The sequence below is a fragment of the Luteimonas arsenica genome (assembly GCF_004352825.1).
GTDB lineage: Bacteria > Pseudomonadota > Gammaproteobacteria > Xanthomonadales > Xanthomonadaceae > Luteimonas > Luteimonas arsenica.
Genome location: NZ_SJRW01000002.1, coordinates 576,513 through 591,535, shown reverse-complemented (window position 1 = coordinate 591,535; position 15,023 = coordinate 576,513). Strand labels below are relative to the sequence as shown.

Annotated in this window: 16 protein-coding genes and 1 pseudogene; 5 read left to right on the top strand and 12 right to left on the bottom strand. The window is 71.8% G+C overall.

The genetic code is table 11. From position 1 onward, the window contains the following. Nucleotides 1-91: 91 nt before the first annotated feature. The 5 genes from ettA to E2170_RS10190 all read left to right on the top strand — a co-directional run bounded on the left by ettA (nucleotide 92) and on the right by E2170_RS10190 (nucleotide 4,182). Nucleotides 92-1,753 carry an energy-dependent translational throttle protein EttA gene (gene ettA / locus E2170_RS10210; RefSeq protein ID WP_133000547.1) on the top strand — a complete coding sequence of 554 codons (1,662 nt, stop codon included), beginning with the start codon at nucleotides 92-94 and terminating at the stop codon, nucleotides 1,751-1,753. A gap of 168 nt (nucleotides 1,754-1,921) precedes the next feature. Beyond that, nucleotides 1,922-2,161, top strand: a complete 240-nt coding sequence (locus tag E2170_RS10205; RefSeq protein WP_133000546.1) for a type II toxin-antitoxin system Phd/YefM family antitoxin — start codon at nucleotides 1,922-1,924, stop codon at nucleotides 2,159-2,161. A gap of 1 nt (nucleotide 2,162) precedes the next feature. After that, entirely contained in the window at nucleotides 2,163-2,540 is a 378-nt protein-coding gene (locus tag E2170_RS10200) for a type II toxin-antitoxin system VapC family toxin (protein ID WP_133000545.1), read from the top strand. 35 nt (nucleotides 2,541-2,575) lie between these two features. Then, nucleotides 2,576-3,391 carry an orotidine-5'-phosphate decarboxylase gene (pyrF, locus tag E2170_RS10195; protein WP_133000544.1) on the top strand — a complete coding sequence of 272 codons (816 nt, stop codon included), beginning with the start codon at nucleotides 2,576-2,578 and terminating at the stop codon, nucleotides 3,389-3,391. A 131-nt stretch (nucleotides 3,392-3,522) separates the two neighbouring features. After that, nucleotides 3,523-4,182, top strand: a complete 660-nt coding sequence (locus E2170_RS10190; RefSeq protein ID WP_133000543.1) for a hypothetical protein — start codon at nucleotides 3,523-3,525, stop codon at nucleotides 4,180-4,182. 14 nt (nucleotides 4,183-4,196) lie between these two features. Here E2170_RS10190 and E2170_RS10185 read toward each other — a convergent pair whose 3' ends face one another. The 12 genes and pseudogenes from E2170_RS10185 to xpsF all read right to left on the bottom strand — a co-directional run bounded on the left by E2170_RS10185 (nucleotide 4,197) and on the right by xpsF (nucleotide 14,977). Continuing rightward, on the bottom strand, nucleotides 4,197-5,066 hold the full coding sequence (locus E2170_RS10185) for a glycosyltransferase family 2 protein (protein WP_133000542.1): 870 nt from the start codon (nucleotides 5,064-5,066) through the stop codon (nucleotides 4,197-4,199). Then, nucleotides 5,063-5,926, bottom strand: coding sequence for a glycosyltransferase family 2 protein (locus tag E2170_RS10180; RefSeq protein ID WP_425477854.1), 864 nt, complete (start codon nucleotides 5,924-5,926; stop codon nucleotides 5,063-5,065). The genes E2170_RS10185 and E2170_RS10180 overlap by 4 nt, the downstream gene beginning before the upstream one ends. Before the next feature lie 2 nt (nucleotides 5,927-5,928). Beyond that, a complete protein-coding gene (gspD, locus tag E2170_RS10175; protein WP_243708141.1) occupies nucleotides 5,929-8,157 on the bottom strand; it encodes a type II secretion system secretin GspD in 2,229 nt (742 codons plus the stop codon). Nucleotides 8,158-8,176: 19 nt separating this feature from the next. Next, nucleotides 8,177-8,968, bottom strand: a complete 792-nt coding sequence (locus E2170_RS10170; protein ID WP_133000541.1) for a general secretion pathway protein GspN — start codon at nucleotides 8,966-8,968, stop codon at nucleotides 8,177-8,179. Next, a complete protein-coding gene (gene gspM / locus E2170_RS10165) occupies nucleotides 8,958-9,581 on the bottom strand; it encodes a type II secretion system protein GspM (RefSeq protein ID WP_133000540.1) in 624 nt (207 codons plus the stop codon). The genes E2170_RS10170 and gspM overlap by 11 nt, the downstream gene beginning before the upstream one ends. Next, complete coding sequence (locus E2170_RS10160) at nucleotides 9,562-10,746, bottom strand: PilN domain-containing protein (protein WP_243708140.1); 1,185 nt, start codon at nucleotides 10,744-10,746, stop codon at nucleotides 9,562-9,564. Before E2170_RS10160 ends, gspM begins: the two co-directional genes overlap by 20 nt. Then, nucleotides 10,746-11,594 carry a type II secretion system minor pseudopilin gene (locus E2170_RS10155; protein WP_133000538.1) on the bottom strand — a complete coding sequence of 283 codons (849 nt, stop codon included), beginning with the start codon at nucleotides 11,592-11,594 and terminating at the stop codon, nucleotides 10,746-10,748. The genes E2170_RS10160 and E2170_RS10155 overlap by 1 nt, the downstream gene beginning before the upstream one ends. A 140-nt stretch (nucleotides 11,595-11,734) precedes the next feature. Then, nucleotides 11,735-12,346, bottom strand: a pseudogene (locus E2170_RS10150) (prepilin-type N-terminal cleavage/methylation domain-containing protein); the annotation flags it as partial. Continuing rightward, entirely contained in the window at nucleotides 12,343-12,786 is a 444-nt protein-coding gene (gene xpsI, locus E2170_RS10145) for a type II secretion system protein XpsI (RefSeq protein WP_243708139.1), read from the bottom strand. The pseudogene E2170_RS10150 and the gene xpsI, both read right to left, overlap by 4 nt. Next, on the bottom strand, nucleotides 12,783-13,256 hold the full coding sequence (xpsH, locus tag E2170_RS10140; RefSeq protein WP_133000536.1) for a type II secretion system protein XpsH: 474 nt from the start codon (nucleotides 13,254-13,256) through the stop codon (nucleotides 12,783-12,785). The genes xpsI and xpsH overlap by 4 nt, the downstream gene beginning before the upstream one ends. A 12-nt stretch (nucleotides 13,257-13,268) precedes the next feature. Beyond that, nucleotides 13,269-13,700 (bottom strand): type II secretion system major pseudopilin GspG, encoded by a 432-nt coding sequence (gspG, locus tag E2170_RS10135; RefSeq protein WP_133000535.1) that lies wholly within the window; start codon nucleotides 13,698-13,700, stop codon nucleotides 13,269-13,271. Nucleotides 13,701-13,759: 59 nt separating this feature from the next. Next, nucleotides 13,760-14,977: a type II secretion system protein XpsF gene (gene xpsF, locus E2170_RS10130; protein WP_133001168.1), complete on the bottom strand. Its 1,218-nt coding sequence runs from the start codon at nucleotides 14,975-14,977 to the stop codon at nucleotides 13,760-13,762. Nucleotides 14,978-15,023 lie beyond the last annotated feature (46 nt).

The following is a 15,023-nucleotide window of genomic DNA, read 5'->3' as shown; positions in this document are numbered from 1 at the left end:
GTCCGCAGGCCCTATAATTGCGGGCATTCCCACCGCCGTTTTCCGCCCATGGCCTGCGCCCGGGCGGCGGCCACGCTGCACCGGAGCCCCCATGTCGCAATACATCTACACCATGAACGGCGTCTCCAAGACCGTTCCGCCCAAGCGCCAGATCATCAAGGACATCTCGCTGTCGTTCTTCCCCGGCGCCAAGATCGGCCTGCTGGGCCTGAACGGCGCCGGCAAGTCGACGGTGCTGAAGATCATGGCCGGCGTCGACACCGACTTCAGCGGCGAGGCGCGCCCGCAGCCGGGCATCAAGGTCGGCTACCTGGCGCAGGAGCCGGAGCTGAACCCGGAGCACACCGTCCGCCAGGCGGTCGAGGAAGGCGTGGGCGAAGTGCTGCAGGCGCAGAAGCGCCTGGACGAGGTCTACAACGCCTACGCCGAGGAGGGCGCGGACTTCGACGCCCTGGCCAAGGAGCAGGAGCGCTTGGAGGCGATCCTCGCCGCCGGCGACGCGCACACGCTGGAGAACCAGCTGGAAGTCGCCGCCGACGCGCTGCGCCTGCCGCCGTGGGACGCGGTGGTGGGCAAGCTGTCGGGCGGCGAGAAGCGTCGCGTGGCCCTGTGCCGCCTGCTGCTGCAGAAGCCGGACATGCTGCTGCTCGACGAGCCCACCAACCACCTCGACGCCGAGTCGGTGGAATGGCTGGAGCAGTTCCTGGCCCGCTACACCGGCACCGTGGTGGCCGTCACCCATGACCGCTACTTCCTCGACAACGCCGCCGAGTGGATCCTGGAACTGGACCGCGGCCGCGGCATCCCGTGGAAGGGCAACTACACCGAGTGGCTGGTGCAGAAGGAAGACCGCCTCAAGCGCGAGGAAGCCGGCGAGAAGGCGCGCCAGAAGGCGATCGCCAAGGAGCTGGAGTGGGCGCGCTCGAACGCCAAGGGCGGCCGCTCCAAGGGCAAGGCGCGCCTGGCGCGCATCGAGGAGCTGCAGGCGGTCGACTACCAGAAGCGCCAGGAGACCAACGAGATCTTCATCCCGCCGGGCGAGCGCCTGGGCAGCAAGGTGATCGAGTTCAAGAATGTCAGCAAGAAGTTCGGCGACCGCCTGCTGATCGACGACCTGAGCTTCATGGTGCCGCCGGGCGCCATCGTCGGCATCATCGGCCCCAACGGCGCCGGCAAGTCGACCCTGTTCAAGATGATCACCGGGCAGGAAAAGCCGGATTCGGGTTCGATCGACATCGGCCCGACGGTGAAGCTGGCCTATGTCGACCAGAGCCGCGACAAGCTGGAAGGCAACCACAACGTCTTCCAGGAGGTCTCCGGCGGCCTGGACATCCTCAACATCAACGGCATCGAGATCCAGTCGCGCGCCTACATCGGCCGCTTCAACTTCAAGGGCCAGGACCAGCAGAAGCTGGTGGGCACCCTGTCGGGTGGCGAACGCGGCCGCCTGCACATGGCCAAGACCCTGCTGCAGGGCGGCAACGTGCTGCTGCTCGACGAACCGTCCAACGACCTCGACATCGAGACCCTGCGCGCGCTGGAAGACGCGCTGCTGGAGTTCCCGGGCAACACTTTCGTCATCAGCCATGACCGCTGGTTCCTGGACCGCATCGCGACCCACATCCTGGCGTTCGAGGGCGACAGCCACGTGGAGTTCTTCCAGGGCAACTACCGCGAGTACGAGGAAGACAAGAAGCGCCGCCTGGGCGACGACGCGGGTCCGCACCGGCTGCGGTTCAAGGCCCTGAAGTAGTCATGGAGAACGCCGCGAAAGCGGCGTTTTTCATGGCACGGGACCGGCGGTCGCGTTCGTCGGCTTCGGGACGGCTTCTGGATCGCGGCGACAGTCGGGCCCGTGCCTTGATGCCGAAACCTGACCGGACTAGACTTAGTCTGGTCAAGGCTACCGCAAGTGGCGCCCATGTCCGCCCCCATCAACATCCATGAAGCCAAGACCCACCTGTCCCGGCTGGTGGAGCAGGCCTGCGCCGGCGAGGAAATCATCATTGCCAAGGCCGGCAAGCCGATGGCCCGGCTGGTGCCGCTGGCTCCCGTGGCCAAGCCCAAGAAGCTGGGCCTGCTGCGGGGAAAGGTCGGGATCGCCGCCGACTTCGATGCCCCGCTGCCGGCGGATTTCCTGGTCTCGGGCAACAAGGGCTGACATGCGCCTGCTGCTGGATACGCACGTGCTGCTGTGGGCGCTGGACGATCCGGCCCGGCTGGGCAGGAAGACCCGCAGCCTGATCGAGCGTTCCGAGGTGCTGGTCAGCGTGGCCTCGCTCTGGGAAATCAGCATCAAAGCCGGCCTGGGCAAGCTGCAGATCGAGCCAGGGGACGTGTTCGACGCCATCGAGCCTTCCGGATTCGATGTGCTGCCGGTGCAGGCGGAGCACGCCATCGAGGTGTTTTCCCTGGGCTTGATGCATGGCGACCCCTTCGACCGACTGCTCGTCGCGCAGGCGGTGTCCGAGCGCATCACCCTGCTCACTTTCGACCATGCCCTGAGCAGCTACGGACCCTCGGTTCGTCTGGTGGAATGAATCAACGGCCCGGCGTTTTGGGGGAAAATCCACGCATGACCTTCATCGACAAACTCCAAAGGCGCTGGCACGAGGCGGACAGCCTGCTCTGCGTCGGCCTCGACCCCGATCCGGCGAAGTTCCCGGCGGCCTTCGCCGATGGCGGGGACGCGCTGTTCTCGTTCTGCCGCGACATCGCCGACGCCACTGCGCAGTACGCCTGCGCGTTCAAGCCGCAGATCGCCTACTTCGCCGCGCACCACGGCGGCGAAGACGCGCTGCGGCGGCTGATCGCGCACATCCAGGCCACGCACCCCGACGTGCCGGTGATCCTCGATGCGAAGCGCGGCGACATCGGCAGCACCGCGGAGCAGTACGCCGCGGAGGCCTTCGACCGCTTCGGCGCCGACGCGGTGACGCTCAATCCGTACATGGGCCGCGACTCCGCCGATCCGTTCCTGCAGCGGGCCGATCGCGGCTGCATCTTCCTCTGCCACACGTCGAACCCGGGCGCGCGCGACTTCCAGGAGCTGCCGGTCGGCGGCGAACCGCTCTACCAGCGCATCGCCCGCACCATCGCCACGGAGTGGAACAGCCATGGCAACTGCGCGCTGGTGGTGGGCGCGACCTTCCCGGAAGAGCTGAAGGTGATCCGCGGCATCGTCGGCGACATGCCGCTGCTGGTGCCCGGCGTCGGCGCCCAGGGCGGCGATGCGGGGGCCGTTGTGCGCAACGCGCGCACCGGCGACGGCGCGGGACTGATGGTGAATTCGTCGCGCGGGATCCTCTACGCCTCGTCGGGCGACGACTACGCCGAAGCTGCGGCCCGCGCCGCGCGCGAGCTGCGCGACACCCTCAACCAGCACCGCTGAGCCCGCCCCATTCCCCGCCTGCGGGGGATGGGGGCAACCTCGCGGGAAAGTGACCGCGTTTGCCACCGGCATCACGCAGCATCGATATCCTGCCGGCACCGGGCCCCCGCCCCGCCAATGGATGGATGCCGATGAAACACGCCCCCCTCGCCACCGCCCTGGTCCTTGCGCTGGCCGCATGCGGCAACTCCGCAGCGCCAGCGGCTTCGACGCAGGCGCCCTCCGACGAAGCACCCGCGGCAGGCACGGACACCGCGCCGCCGCCGGCCGGCACCGACTACATCGCCGGCACCGGTGATGCGACTGCTGCCGCCGAACCGGCCACCGACGAAGTCACCACGGCCGCGGGCACCGACGCCGAGGACAACCAGTACTTCGACTTCAGCGGCGCCGCCCTGGAACGGGTGCGAAGCGACGGCCGCCCGGCCACGCCCGAACTGCGCGATGCCGCGCGCCGCATCGTCGATGCCACCGGCGCCGAACGCGGCTGCGAGGCCTACCCCGAGACCGAGCGCCTGTTCATGCTCGACCTCGATGGCCAGCCCGGGGACGAGGCGCTGCTGGTCTACAACATGCAGAGCTGCACCGACGGCGGCGGCAACTACTACGACCGCAACGGCTACGTGCTGCGCCAGGTCGACGGCGACTGGCACCAGGTGGCGGAGTTCTCGGTCGGCACGAAGCTGGTCGGCGATGCCACGATCAGCGCGCTGGAGCCGGGCGTGGTGGTGGTCAGCCCGGCCGCGGGCAGCATGGTCGAGCCGCAGCGCGTCGAGATCCCGGCGCGCTGACGGCCGGCGGCGGCTCAGCCCGCGCCATCGCGCAGCGACTGCAGCACGATGCCCGGCTGGCGCGCCAGCCAACGCGCCCACACCGCCAGCCACACGCCCGCGCGTAGCAGCGGCCCGCGCGCGGGCGCTTCGAAGCGGCTGAAGTAGCGCCACAGGCCACGGTGCTTGTGCCACTCCACGAAGAAGGGCCGCGAGCGCGAGGACACGCCGCGCAGGTGCAGCACGCGCACATCGTTGGCCACCGCGACCGCGGCGCCGGCCATGCGCACGCGGCGGCAGAGGTCGAGGTCTTCGGCGTGCAGGCGATAGCCGGCATCGAAGCCACCGATGCGCTCGAACAGCGCGCGCGGCATCAGCATCAGCGCGCCCGACACCGCCTCCACCGGCTGCAGCGCGACGGTTTCGTCGGCCGCCACGTCCAGCGGCCGCCCGCGCCCCGCGCGCCAGGGCCCGCGCAGCATGGCCGCGAAATCGGGGTCGTTGCGCCGCGCGGCGCCGTCGCGCACGCCGGCCTCATCGACCAGGTCGGCGCCGAGCAGCGCAGTCCCGCCGAGGGCCTCGGCATGGCGCAGCAGCCGCTCGAAGCTGTCGGCTTCGACCATGCAGTCGGGATTGACGAAGGCCAGCCACGGCGCCGCGCTGTCGGCCGCGCCCTGGTTGCAGGCGACGGCAAAACCGGGGTTGTCCGGGTTGGCGATGAAGCGCAGCCGGGCATCGGCCACGGCGTGGCGCTGGACGATGGCCAGGGTGCCGTCGGTGGAGGCGTTGTCGACCACCCGGATCTCGGCCACCCCGACAGCCGTTCGCAGGCGCGACAGGCAGGCGTCGATGCTGGACGCGCTCTCGTGGCTGACGACGACGGCGGCAACCGTTGCGGCGCTCACGACGCGAACAGCTCGTGCTGCGACGGCGGATCGACCGTCTCCAGGCGCCGCGCCAGTTCCAGCCGGCGGTCGCGCACCGGATCGTGCATCAGGAACTGCGCCAGCCTCGGCTGCCAGGTGGGCCAGCGCGCGGCCAGCGCGTCGAGGTCGCCCTCGGCGGGCCCGCCTTCACCGCCGCGGGCCACGAAGGCGGTCTCGCACAGGGCGTTGCGCCAGCCCAGCCCGGCCATGCGCAGCGAGAGGTCGATCAGGGCCGCATACCAGGAGACATAGCTGGCGGCGTCCAGGCCGCCGGCCTTGGCGCGCGCGGCGCCGCGGATGAAGACGGCATGGTCGATCGCGGCAGGGAGCTCGGGGTGCGCCGGTGGCATGCCTTCGGCCGCGCGCGCCAGACGCCGGAGTCCGGCGTCGCCCGGCCGCGGCGCGACTTCGCCGCAGTCCGGCCAGGCGGCGGTCTCGCCGGCGTTGCACCAGGGCGTGGCAGTGGCGATGGCACCGTCGCGCGCGGCACAGGCGGCCAACTGCACCGCCCAGCCCGGGCCCGGCACGGCGTCGGGGGCGAGCACGATCACGTCGGCGTCGCCACAGGCGGCCAGGGCTTCATCCAGGTGGGCGACCTCTCCCAGTCGCCGCTGGCGGCGGCTGTACTCCGCGCGCAGCGGCGTGCAGGCCAGCCAGCGTTCGATGATCGCCAGCGCGCGCGGGCCGGCCTGGGCGTCGTCGGCCAGCCATACCCGCGTGCCCGCGGGCGTGCCCGCATCGAGCGCCGCCAGGCAGGCATCCAGCGTGCCGTCGTCGACCGCAACCGGCAGCAGCACCACCGGCAGTTCGGGCATGCCGGCGCCCTGCACGCCGGCCATGCTCAGTCGGCGGTCCGGTGCAGCGGCTCCAGCGCGCGGAAGCGACGGCCGTATTCGTCGGTGAGGTTGCGCGCGTCGTTGCCGTCGCGGACCAGGGTCGGGGTGAGCAGGACCACGATCTCGCTGCGCTCGGTTCGCGAGGCCTGCGAACCGAACAACCCGCCGATGACCGGGATCCGGCTCAGCCCCGGGATGCCGGAGGCACCGCGGGTCACGCCGTCGGTGATCAGGCCGGCCAGGAACACCGTGTCGCCGCTCTGCACCACCGCGTTCGTCTTCAGGCGGTTGGTGTTGATCGTGCGGTTGCCGTTGGCGTCGGTGTCGGTCGGCGCGCTGACTTCCTGCACGATGTCGAGGAACACGGTGCCGTCGCGGGTCACGCGCGGGCGCACCTTGAGGATGGTGCCGGTGTCGAGGTACTGCACCTGGCCGATGGTGTCGCCGCCGCCGATGCCGGGGCTGTAGGACACCGAGGTGATCGGAATCCTGTCGCCCACGTTGAGCGTCGCTTCGTAGTTGTTGCGGACCAGAACGGAAGGAGTCTGCAGCATCTGCACGTCCGACACCTGGTCCAGCGCGCGAATGACCGCTGCGGCATCGTTCTTGATCAGGGTCCAGACCGCGCCGGGGTTGGCCGCGGTCCCGAGGGTGGCGCCCAGGGTGCTCCAGGCACTCGGTCCGCCCGAGCCCGGCGCAGGGAACGGGCCGATGCCGTTGTCGGTCATGCCCTTCTCGAGGAACCAGCTCACGCCGTACTCCAGGTCACCGCTCAGCGACACGCGCACCACCTGGGCCTCGATATGCACCTGCAGCGGCATCACGTCCAGGCGGTCGATGACCTCGCGGATCGAGCGCCAGGCCTGGCCGGTGGCTCGCACCAGCAGGGTGTTGCTCTCGTCCACGGCGGAGACGCCCACTTCGCTGCCGTCGACTTCGAGGGTGACCGCGGTGTTGCCGCCCTGGCGCTCGCCCAGGGACAGCGTGCCGCCGCCCAGGCCACCGCCAGACCCGCTGGATCCATCACGCCCGATGCTGGCGCTGGACATCCCGCCGTCCATGCCGCCGTCGCTGATCTCGGTGGATTCCAGTCCGGGCATCAGCGAAGCGCCGCCGCGGCGGCCGCCGCCCGTGCCGGAGCCACCGCCACCGCCACCGCTGCCGTAGACCTCGGCCAGGCGTTCGGCCAGGTCCTTCGCGGTGACGTACTTCAACTCGTACGAGAAAAGCTGCACGCCACCACCGGCGCCGTCGATGCGCGCGATCCACTGCTCGATCTGGTCCAGGTAGGCCGGCTGCGAGGTGATCACCAGCACCGAGTTGGCGCCTTCCAGCGGCATGAAGCGGAACATGCCGGCCACCGGCGAATTGCTCTCCGCGCCGAACACCTTCTCCAGGTCCTGGACCACCTGCGGCGCGCGGCCGGCGACCAGCGGGAACACGCCCACCGACATGCCCGCCAGCCAGTCGACGTCGAAGATCTCGATCGTGCGCAGGTAGTTCTGCAGCTCCTGGCGGGTGCCGGCGACGGTGATGACGTTGCGGCCGGCGTCGACGTTGACGATGGCGTTGGGCCGCGCATAGGGCTGCAGCACCTTCTCCATCTCGACCGCGGACACGTACTTCAGCGGCACCACGCGGGTCTCGAAGCCGCGCGCACCGGTGGCGTTGCCGGTGCGCGCCGGCACCGCGCCGCTGGCCACCGCGCCCTCGGAAGGAACAATGTTGTAGCGGCCGTCGGCGTAGATCATCCGCGCGTTGTTCCAGCCCAGCACCATCTCCAGCAGGCCGAGCGCCTGTGCGGGGCTGACCGTCTTCGGCGTGGCCAGGGTGACGGTGCCCTGCACGCCCGGCGCGATCACGTAGTTCTGGCCAAGCATGTCGCCCAGGATCACCTTGACCACGGCGTGCAGCGACTCGCCCTCGAAGTTGAAGGTGGCCTCGCCGGTGGTGCCGCCCAGGTTGGGCGGCGCGGAGGCCGCCAGCGATTCGTTGATCACCCGGCCGTCGCCGCGGTGCTTGATCGCGCGCGGGTCGCCGTCGATCGCCTCTTCGGTGATGCCGTCGGCGCCGGGCGCGGCGCGGGGGACGCCATCGACCTGGATCACGGGCGCGGGCATGCGCGCCTCGCGGCGCACGTCCGGAACCGGTGTCGAGGCACAAGCGGCCAGCAGCGTGGCGAGGAGTGCGGCGAGCGCCGGCTTGAGGGTCTTGGTCGGGATCATCATGGGCATTCTAGGGATTCCGGGCCGGCTACTGGCCCTGCTGTGCCTGTTCGCGCAAGCGGGCGCGGCGGGCCTCGATGCGCGCCCGGATCGCCTCGACCTGGTCTTCGGAGGTGCGGGCGGTGGGCGGTTCGGGTTCGGCTTCGGGCGCTGCGGCTGCGTCCTGCTGCGGCGGCACCTCGACTTCGGTCGGCGCGGGCTGGCTGGAGGTGGTCACCACGACCGGCCGGTTGCCGTTCGCCGGCTCCTCGGCGCGCGGGCGTCCCTGCGGGGCCGCGGCTGCCGGCGGCGGAGTCGACATCGCCGTGGGGGCCTCGCCGCCCACGCCGTCGAACACGCGCAGTTCCAGCGTGCGCTGCCCGCCGGGGCCGTCGAACACCGCGCCGCGCGGCGAGATCGAGCTCAGCTGCCAGCCCGGCGCACCCTCGGCGGACTCGCCCACCTTCAGGCGCACAGACTCGCCACCGGCCGCGGGCTGCACGATCGCGACCTCGAGGCCCGGCACCAGCAGCACGCTGGTAAGCACGTACTCGAACTCGGCGGGCGCTTCCTCGTCCACCGGGTTGATGAAGAACGGCTGCGGGCGACGGTCGGACGTGAACAGCGGGCGGTCGGCGGACTCGGCGTACTGCGCCAGCGGACCCAGGCGGTCTTCGCCCGGCTGCGCGGCCGTGGGCAGGGCCTGCACCAGGGCCGGATCGGGCGGCAGGCGGTCGATGCGCCCGCCCAGGCCGAACAGGCCCAGCAGCCAGGCGACCAGCGCCCACAGCGCCACGCCGCCGAGCAGCCACGTCTTCGCGCCGGCGGACTCAGCGCGCATCGGCGCCTCCCGCGGCGGCGGGCTGCGGCTGCAGATAGCCGTACAGGTCGAAAGTGATGTCCAGGCCGGCGCCCTGGGGACCGGCCCCGGCGCGGCCGAACACCTGGCGCGGCGCGAGCACGTTGAGGTTGTCCACGAACAGGCGCGGAGAGCCGCCTTCCAGCGAATGCAGCACCGCGGCGAGCTCGGGGTTGCCGCAATGCAGGCGCACCTGCACCAGGGCGCGGCGGAAGCGGTCCTGGCGCGGATCGGTCATCGGCGAACGATTCCGGATGGCGCAGCTGCGGTTGCCCGGGCTGGCCTCCAGCACCGCGGTCTCCAGGCGAGCGATCAGGGCCGCGGTGGCGAGTTCGGTGCTGCGCTCCTCCATGAAGCCGGGCACGCGCGCGGCCACCTCCTGCACCTGCTGCAGCCGCTCCTGCACGTGCGGCGCCTGGGCCAGTTCCATGCGTACGCGCAGATCGCGCTCCTGCAGGCTCTCGACCCGCTGGCCGAGCTCCAGCATGGGTGAGGTCCACCAGGGGTGCACCGCCACCAGGTAGCCAAGCAGGAGCGCGCCAGCGAGGATCGCCAGCGCCAGCCAGCGGTCGCGGTCAGGGATTGCTTCGCGCATTCGCGGCCTCCCGGTTCTGCGTGGCGGCGGCCGGCGTCGGCGCAACCACCAGCTCGGCGGTCAGGGTGAAGCGATCGCGGCCGCTGCGCGGGTCCGGCTGCAGCGCGCCAGCCAGCGCCGGCGAGCGCCACAGCGGCGAACCTTCCAGGCGTTGCACCAGCGAAGGTGCCTCGTTGCTCAGGCCGATCAGCAGGATCCGCGTGTCCTCGATCGACAGCTTCTCCAGGTAGGTTGAGTCCGGCAGGCGCCGGGCCAGTTCGTCCATGACCTCGACCGTGGTCGGGCGCGCGGCGCGCGTGGTCTGCAGGAAGGCCATGCCCTCGACCAGGTCGACCAGGGCCTGGCGCTGCGCCGAGGCGGCGCGGGCGCGGTTGGCGGCCTCGCCGACCTGGGCCTCGAAGGCGTCCGCGGCGGCGCGGCGGTTGTCCAGCACCTGCCACATGGCGGCGGCGGTCACGACCACGGCCACCAGGCCGAGGGCGAGGTTCCAGCCCATCCAGGGATCCGAACGGCGGTGGCGGCGCGCGCCGGGCAGCAGGTTGACCCCGAGGCCGCCCCCCTGGCCGTCGGCGACGTCGACGCCGGTCAGGGTGCCGGCCAGGGTCCCCAGCGCGGACAGCTGCGATTCCAGTGCCTGGCGCGGGACCACGACCAGTTCGGCGTCGAGCTGGCCATCGCCACGGCGACCCAGCAGGCGAGCGTCGTATTCGACCTCGGTGGCGGGGAACGGCGTCTGCCGTTCGATCTCGAAGCCGAGCACCTCGCGCAGCCGGTCGGCGGCGGCCGCGGGCAGCGGCAGGCGGCGACGCAGGGCGGCCGCCGGCGGCAACAGCAGCCAGCGCGGCAGCCTGCCCACGCGCTGGGCCAGGAGCGGGGCCAATGGATCCTCGCTGCCGGCCGCCGGCAGCGGCAGTTCGCCCAGTCCGCGCACGCCGTCTGCGCCCTCGATCGAGACCCGGACGCCATCGCCGGCCACTTCCACCAGCAGGCGTTCACGGGCGAGGCCGAACAGCTCGCGCAGGCGCGGCGGCAGCCAGGTCGCCAGCGCCTGGGTCCACCAGCGCCAGAAACCGGCCACGCGCGGGCGCAGCGAACCGCCCAGGCCGGACAGACCGGCGCCCGGACGGCGGGGTGCATCTGCAGCGGTGTCGTCTACGACTGCCATCAGCGCGGCGGGGCTCCTTCTTCCCATGCCAGCGGAACATATGCCGAACCCGGCAATCCGCCTCCACCCGCGCGTACCACCGCCCGCAGCACGGCCTGGCGGCCATCGGCGAGCCGCGCGCGGCTGTCGATACTATACGTGCCGCTGCCGGCGCCAACGAGGCCCTGCGACATGCCGGCGTCGGTCTCGCGCTGCTGCAGCGCCATCGCCGGGTCCACGCCCATCGCCTGCAGCACCTCGCCGCTGGCGAAGCGCTGGTCCGGCTGCGGCAGGCCGCTGAACACGGTCAGATGGCGGGCGGCCACCTCGTACAACGCGCGCTCCACCCCGAGCACCTGCTCGACCTCGCCCACGGTTTCGAAGGGCGCGTTCTTGGCGCCGTAGGGCAATCCCGCGGCGGCGTACTGCGGCGCCTCGGCGCCGCCCATGGGCTGGGTCAGGTCGTCGGCGTCGCGCCAGTCCACGATCGCGGCCGCGATGGCATCGGCCTCGCTCGCTTCCAGTCCCAGAACCCGGAACAGCGCTGCCAGCAGCGGCGCGTCGGCGGCGTTTAGATCGATCTTCCCGGACTCGTCGACGATGCTCACCTCGACCGTGGCCGCGCCGAAGGCCCAGCGGTAGGACCGGCCGTCGGGGATCCAGCCGAACTCGGGCTCGCGCGACTGCAGGCGCACCAGGGCGTATTCCAGGCCCGCCCGCGCGGCGGCGTCCGCGACCACCGTGCCCTGCAGCCCGCGGCCCTGCATGTATTCGATGCGGGCGCTGGCGGCATAGGCGCCGACCAGCGCGGTCAGCAGCGCCACCATCCACATCACCAGGATCAGGGCCGCGCCCCGCTGCGCGCGCATCAGCGCCGCCCCGGGAAGTCGCGCAGGCGGTTGCGCCCGCGGCCGCCGTCGCGACCCGGCGGCGGCGCGATGCCCCGCCCCGGACCGCGTGCGCCGGGGCCCAGGCGGGAGCGGCCCAGGCCCATCTGCGGGGTGGCCTCCGCCTGCGGCAGCGCGACCACCAGCGGCGGCCAGGCGCCGCCGCGGTCGCTCTCGATCTCGATCGACACCTGCAGCGGCAGCTGTTCGTAGATGTCCCAGCTGTCCAGCCAGTCGGTCAGGCCCTCTTCGTCCAGGCCCCGGTAGCGGATGCGCAGGCCGGTGAGGCCCTCGACCAGCGGCTCGGGCGGCCGCGGCTGGTCCTCCTCCACGGTTTCGCCCGCCATCACCATGTCGAAGGAGACCGCCAAGGTGGCATCGTCGCCCTGGCCGTAGACCGCGATGTCGTGCAGGTGCGGGCCGCCGCGGCCGAGGTAGCTGGGCAGGTCGGCGACGAAGCGGATGCGGTCGGGCTCGCCGATGAAGCGCAGCGCGCCGCCGGTTTCCTCGTTCTGCGCGAAGGAGATGGCCTGGGCCGCGGCCAGCCGCTTGCGCAGGAAGCCCTCGACCGAGCGCATGCGCTCGGTGCGCTGCGCCATCGCCTCGCCGCGTTCGGCGGTGGCGGTGGCCGCGCGCAGGGTGGCGAAGCCCAGCGCCAGGCCGCTGGCCAGCAGCACCGTGGCCAGCAGCACTTCGATCAGGGTGAAACCGGCGGCCGGGGCGCGGCGGTTCATGGCGTGTCGCCCGGCTCGGGCTGCACCAGGCGCAGCGATTCCACCACCAGGCGCTGGCCGGCTCCGCCTTCGCCCCAGGCGAGCTCGAGCCGCAGCTGCAGCAGCTGCGCGGCGAACGGATCCTCCGGCGCGTTGGCGGGCAGCAGCGGATCCGTCCACGGTGCGACCTCCAGCTGCCAGCGGTAGCGGCCCTCCTCCAGCTCGCCTTCCTCGCGCCCGGGCTGCAGCACTTCGCCCACGCCGATCTCCGACAGCAGCGAGCGCGCGTGCAGCGCGGCACGGCCGGCATCGGCCGACCAGCGCACCTGCCGCGTCGAGCCCGACAGGGTGCCGAGCAGGAAGGTCAGGGCCAGGGCCAGCACCGAGAACGCCACCAGCACCTCGATCAGGGTGTAGCCACCCTGCCCGGCCGGTGCCATGCCCGCGGGACGGCGCCTCATGGCCGCACCTCGGCCCGGTGCATCGTCACTTCGCCGGTCAGCCAGGCCACGTCGATGTCGAAGCCCGCGGCGCCGCGGCTGAGCTGCACGCGGCCACCGGTGGCGGCGCCGTCACCGAAGAACACGATCGCGCCGACGCCGTCGGCCGGCTGCACCTCGCGCGCGCCGATGAAACGCACGCCCAGCGACTCCGGCACCTCGCCACTGCGCCCGTCGGCGGCCTGCCACTGGCGCCCGGCGGGATCGATGCTGAAAGTCTGCGGCGCACCGGTGGCGAGCGCGCGGGCGCGGGTGTAGCGCAGCTGGGTGGCGATCTCGCGGGCCTCGCCGCGCAGCTCCATGCGCGCGAAGCCGCCGCCGAGCACGCCGGCGGCCAGCACGCCGGTCGCGGCGATCAGCACCATCACCACCAGCAGCTCCAGCAGGGAAAAGCCGCGTGGGCGGCGCGCCCCGCCGCACCCGGCGTTCATTCAGGCGATCCCTTATTCGTAGCGGATGTCCGCGTTCACGCTCTCGCCGCCCGGGCGGCGGTCTGCGCCGTAGCTGACGATGTCGTAGGGGCCGTTGTCGCCCGGGACGCGGTATTCGAAGGGGGTGTTCCAGGGGTCGTTGAGGTCGGCGGCCTTGGCGTAGGGGCCCAGCCAGCCGCCGACGCCCCCCGGCGAGTTCACCAGGTCCGACAGCGCATTGGGCAGGGTGCCGGTGTCCATCTCGAACTGGCTGACCTTCTCGGCCAGGGTCTGCACCTGGGCGCGCGCGAGGTTGACCTTGGCGCGGTCGCCGCCGCCGAGGATGCGCGAGGCCGCGAAGGCCACGATGCCGCCCATGAGCACCACCACGACGATGATCTCGATGAGGCTGAAGCCGCCCTGGGCGGACGGGCGGGGGGAACGGGTGAGCGAACGCTTGTGCATGGATTCCTGCCTGGTGTGGTTGTGTGGCCCATGGGGCGCGGAATGGGCCGGGGAAACGCCTAGCCTATGACATTGGTGAGGTCGTAGATCGGCACCAGCACCGCCAGGATCACGACCATGACCACCACCGCCAGCAGCAGGGTGATCGCCGGGACCAGCGCGGCGAGCATGCGGTCCAGCGCCTGGCCGGTCTCGGCCTCGAAGGTGTCGGCGGTCTTGAGCAGCATCGCGTCCAGCGCGCCGGACTCTTCGCCGACCTGCACCATCTGCAGCGCCAGCCGCGGGAAGCGCTTGCCGCGGGCCAGCGCGGTGGACAGCGCGACGCCGTTCTTGACCTCCTCGCCCGCAGCTTCGACATCGGCTGCGAGCGCGCGGTTCCCCAGCACGTTGCGCCCGATGCCCATGGCCGCGATCAGCGGCACCCCGTTCTTCAGCAGGGTGCCCAGGGTGCGGGCCAGGCGCGCGGTCTCGATCCGCGCCACCAGGCCGCCGGCCAGCCTGCGCTCCAGCAGCCATTCATCGAAACGGGCGCGGAAGGCCGGATTGCGCAGGCGGCGGTCGAGCCACAGCACCGCCAGCGAGGGCACGGCCAGCAGCACGATCCACCAGTCGCGCACCAGTTCGCCCAGGCCGAGCACGATCTTCGTGAAGAAGGGCAGCTCGGCGTCCAGGCTTTCGTACATCACCCCGAACTGCGGCACCACGTAGCCGAGCAGGAACAGCAGCGCCAGGCCCACCATCACGATCAGGATGGCCGGATAGATCAGCGCGTTCAGCACCCGGCCGCGCAGCGCGCGCGAGCGTTCCAGATAGTCGGCCAGGCGCTGCAGGGTGTCCTGCAGGCTGCCGCCGGCCTCGCCGGCGCGGACCATGTTGATGTACAGGCGCGAGAACGTGCCGTGCTGGCGTTCGAGCGCGGTCGACAGCGAGGTGCCGCCGCGCACCTGGTCGCGGACGTCGGTGATGGTGCGCTTGGCCGCCTCGTCCTCGGGCAGGTCGAGCAGGATGGTGAGCGCACGGTCCAGTGGCTGGCCCGCGCCGAGCAGGGTCGCCAGCTGCTGGGTGAACTGCACCAGGCGCTGGCCGGAAAAGGCCTTGGGCTTGAACAGGGCCTTCAACGCGCCGTCGCCGCCGCCCTCGCTGGCCAGCTTCGCTTCCACCGGCAGGTGGCCCTGCTCCTGCAGGCGCAGCACCACCTCGGCGTCGCTGGCGGCCTCCATCTGGCCGTCCAGGGTTTCACCGCGGTTGTTGAGGGCCTTGTAGCGGTACAGCGGCATGACGTCGACGGCCGGTGGCGGGGCCGACACGTTACCGCAGGACGGC

Bases quoted from the DNA above. Each gene is read 5' to 3' on its own strand.
- ettA (WP_133000547.1), top strand. From the start codon at position 92: ATGTCGCAATACATCTACACCATGAACGGCGTCTCCAAGACCGTTCCG.
- E2170_RS10205 (WP_133000546.1), top strand. From the start codon at position 1,922: ATGTCCGCCCCCATCAACATCCATGAAGCCAAGACCCACCTGTCCCGG.
- E2170_RS10200 (WP_133000545.1), top strand. From the start codon at position 2,163: ATGCGCCTGCTGCTGGATACGCACGTGCTGCTGTGGGCGCTGGACGAT.
- pyrF (WP_133000544.1), top strand. From the start codon at position 2,576: ATGACCTTCATCGACAAACTCCAAAGGCGCTGGCACGAGGCGGACAGC.
- E2170_RS10190 (WP_133000543.1), top strand. From the start codon at position 3,523: ATGAAACACGCCCCCCTCGCCACCGCCCTGGTCCTTGCGCTGGCCGCA.
- E2170_RS10180 (WP_425477854.1), bottom strand. From the start codon at position 5,926: ATGGCCGGCGTGCAGGGCGCCGGCATGCCCGAACTGCCGGTGGTGCTG.
- gspD (WP_243708141.1), bottom strand. From the start codon at position 8,157: ATGCCCATGATGATCCCGACCAAGACCCTCAAGCCGGCGCTCGCCGCA.
- E2170_RS10170 (WP_133000541.1), bottom strand. From the start codon at position 8,968: ATGCGCGCTGAGTCCGCCGGCGCGAAGACGTGGCTGCTCGGCGGCGTG.
- gspM (WP_133000540.1), bottom strand. From the start codon at position 9,581: ATGCGCGAAGCAATCCCTGACCGCGACCGCTGGCTGGCGCTGGCGATC.
- E2170_RS10160 (WP_243708140.1), bottom strand. From the start codon at position 10,746: ATGGCAGTCGTAGACGACACCGCTGCAGATGCACCCCGCCGTCCGGGC.
- E2170_RS10155 (WP_133000538.1), bottom strand. From the start codon at position 11,594: ATGCGCGCGCAGCGGGGCGCGGCCCTGATCCTGGTGATGTGGATGGTG.
- xpsI (WP_243708139.1), bottom strand. From the start codon at position 12,786: ATGAGGCGCCGTCCCGCGGGCATGGCACCGGCCGGGCAGGGTGGCTAC.
- xpsH (WP_133000536.1), bottom strand. From the start codon at position 13,256: ATGAACGCCGGGTGCGGCGGGGCGCGCCGCCCACGCGGCTTTTCCCTG.
- gspG (WP_133000535.1), bottom strand. From the start codon at position 13,700: ATGCACAAGCGTTCGCTCACCCGTTCCCCCCGCCCGTCCGCCCAGGGC.
- xpsF (WP_133001168.1), bottom strand. From the start codon at position 14,977: ATGCCGCTGTACCGCTACAAGGCCCTCAACAACCGCGGTGAAACCCTG.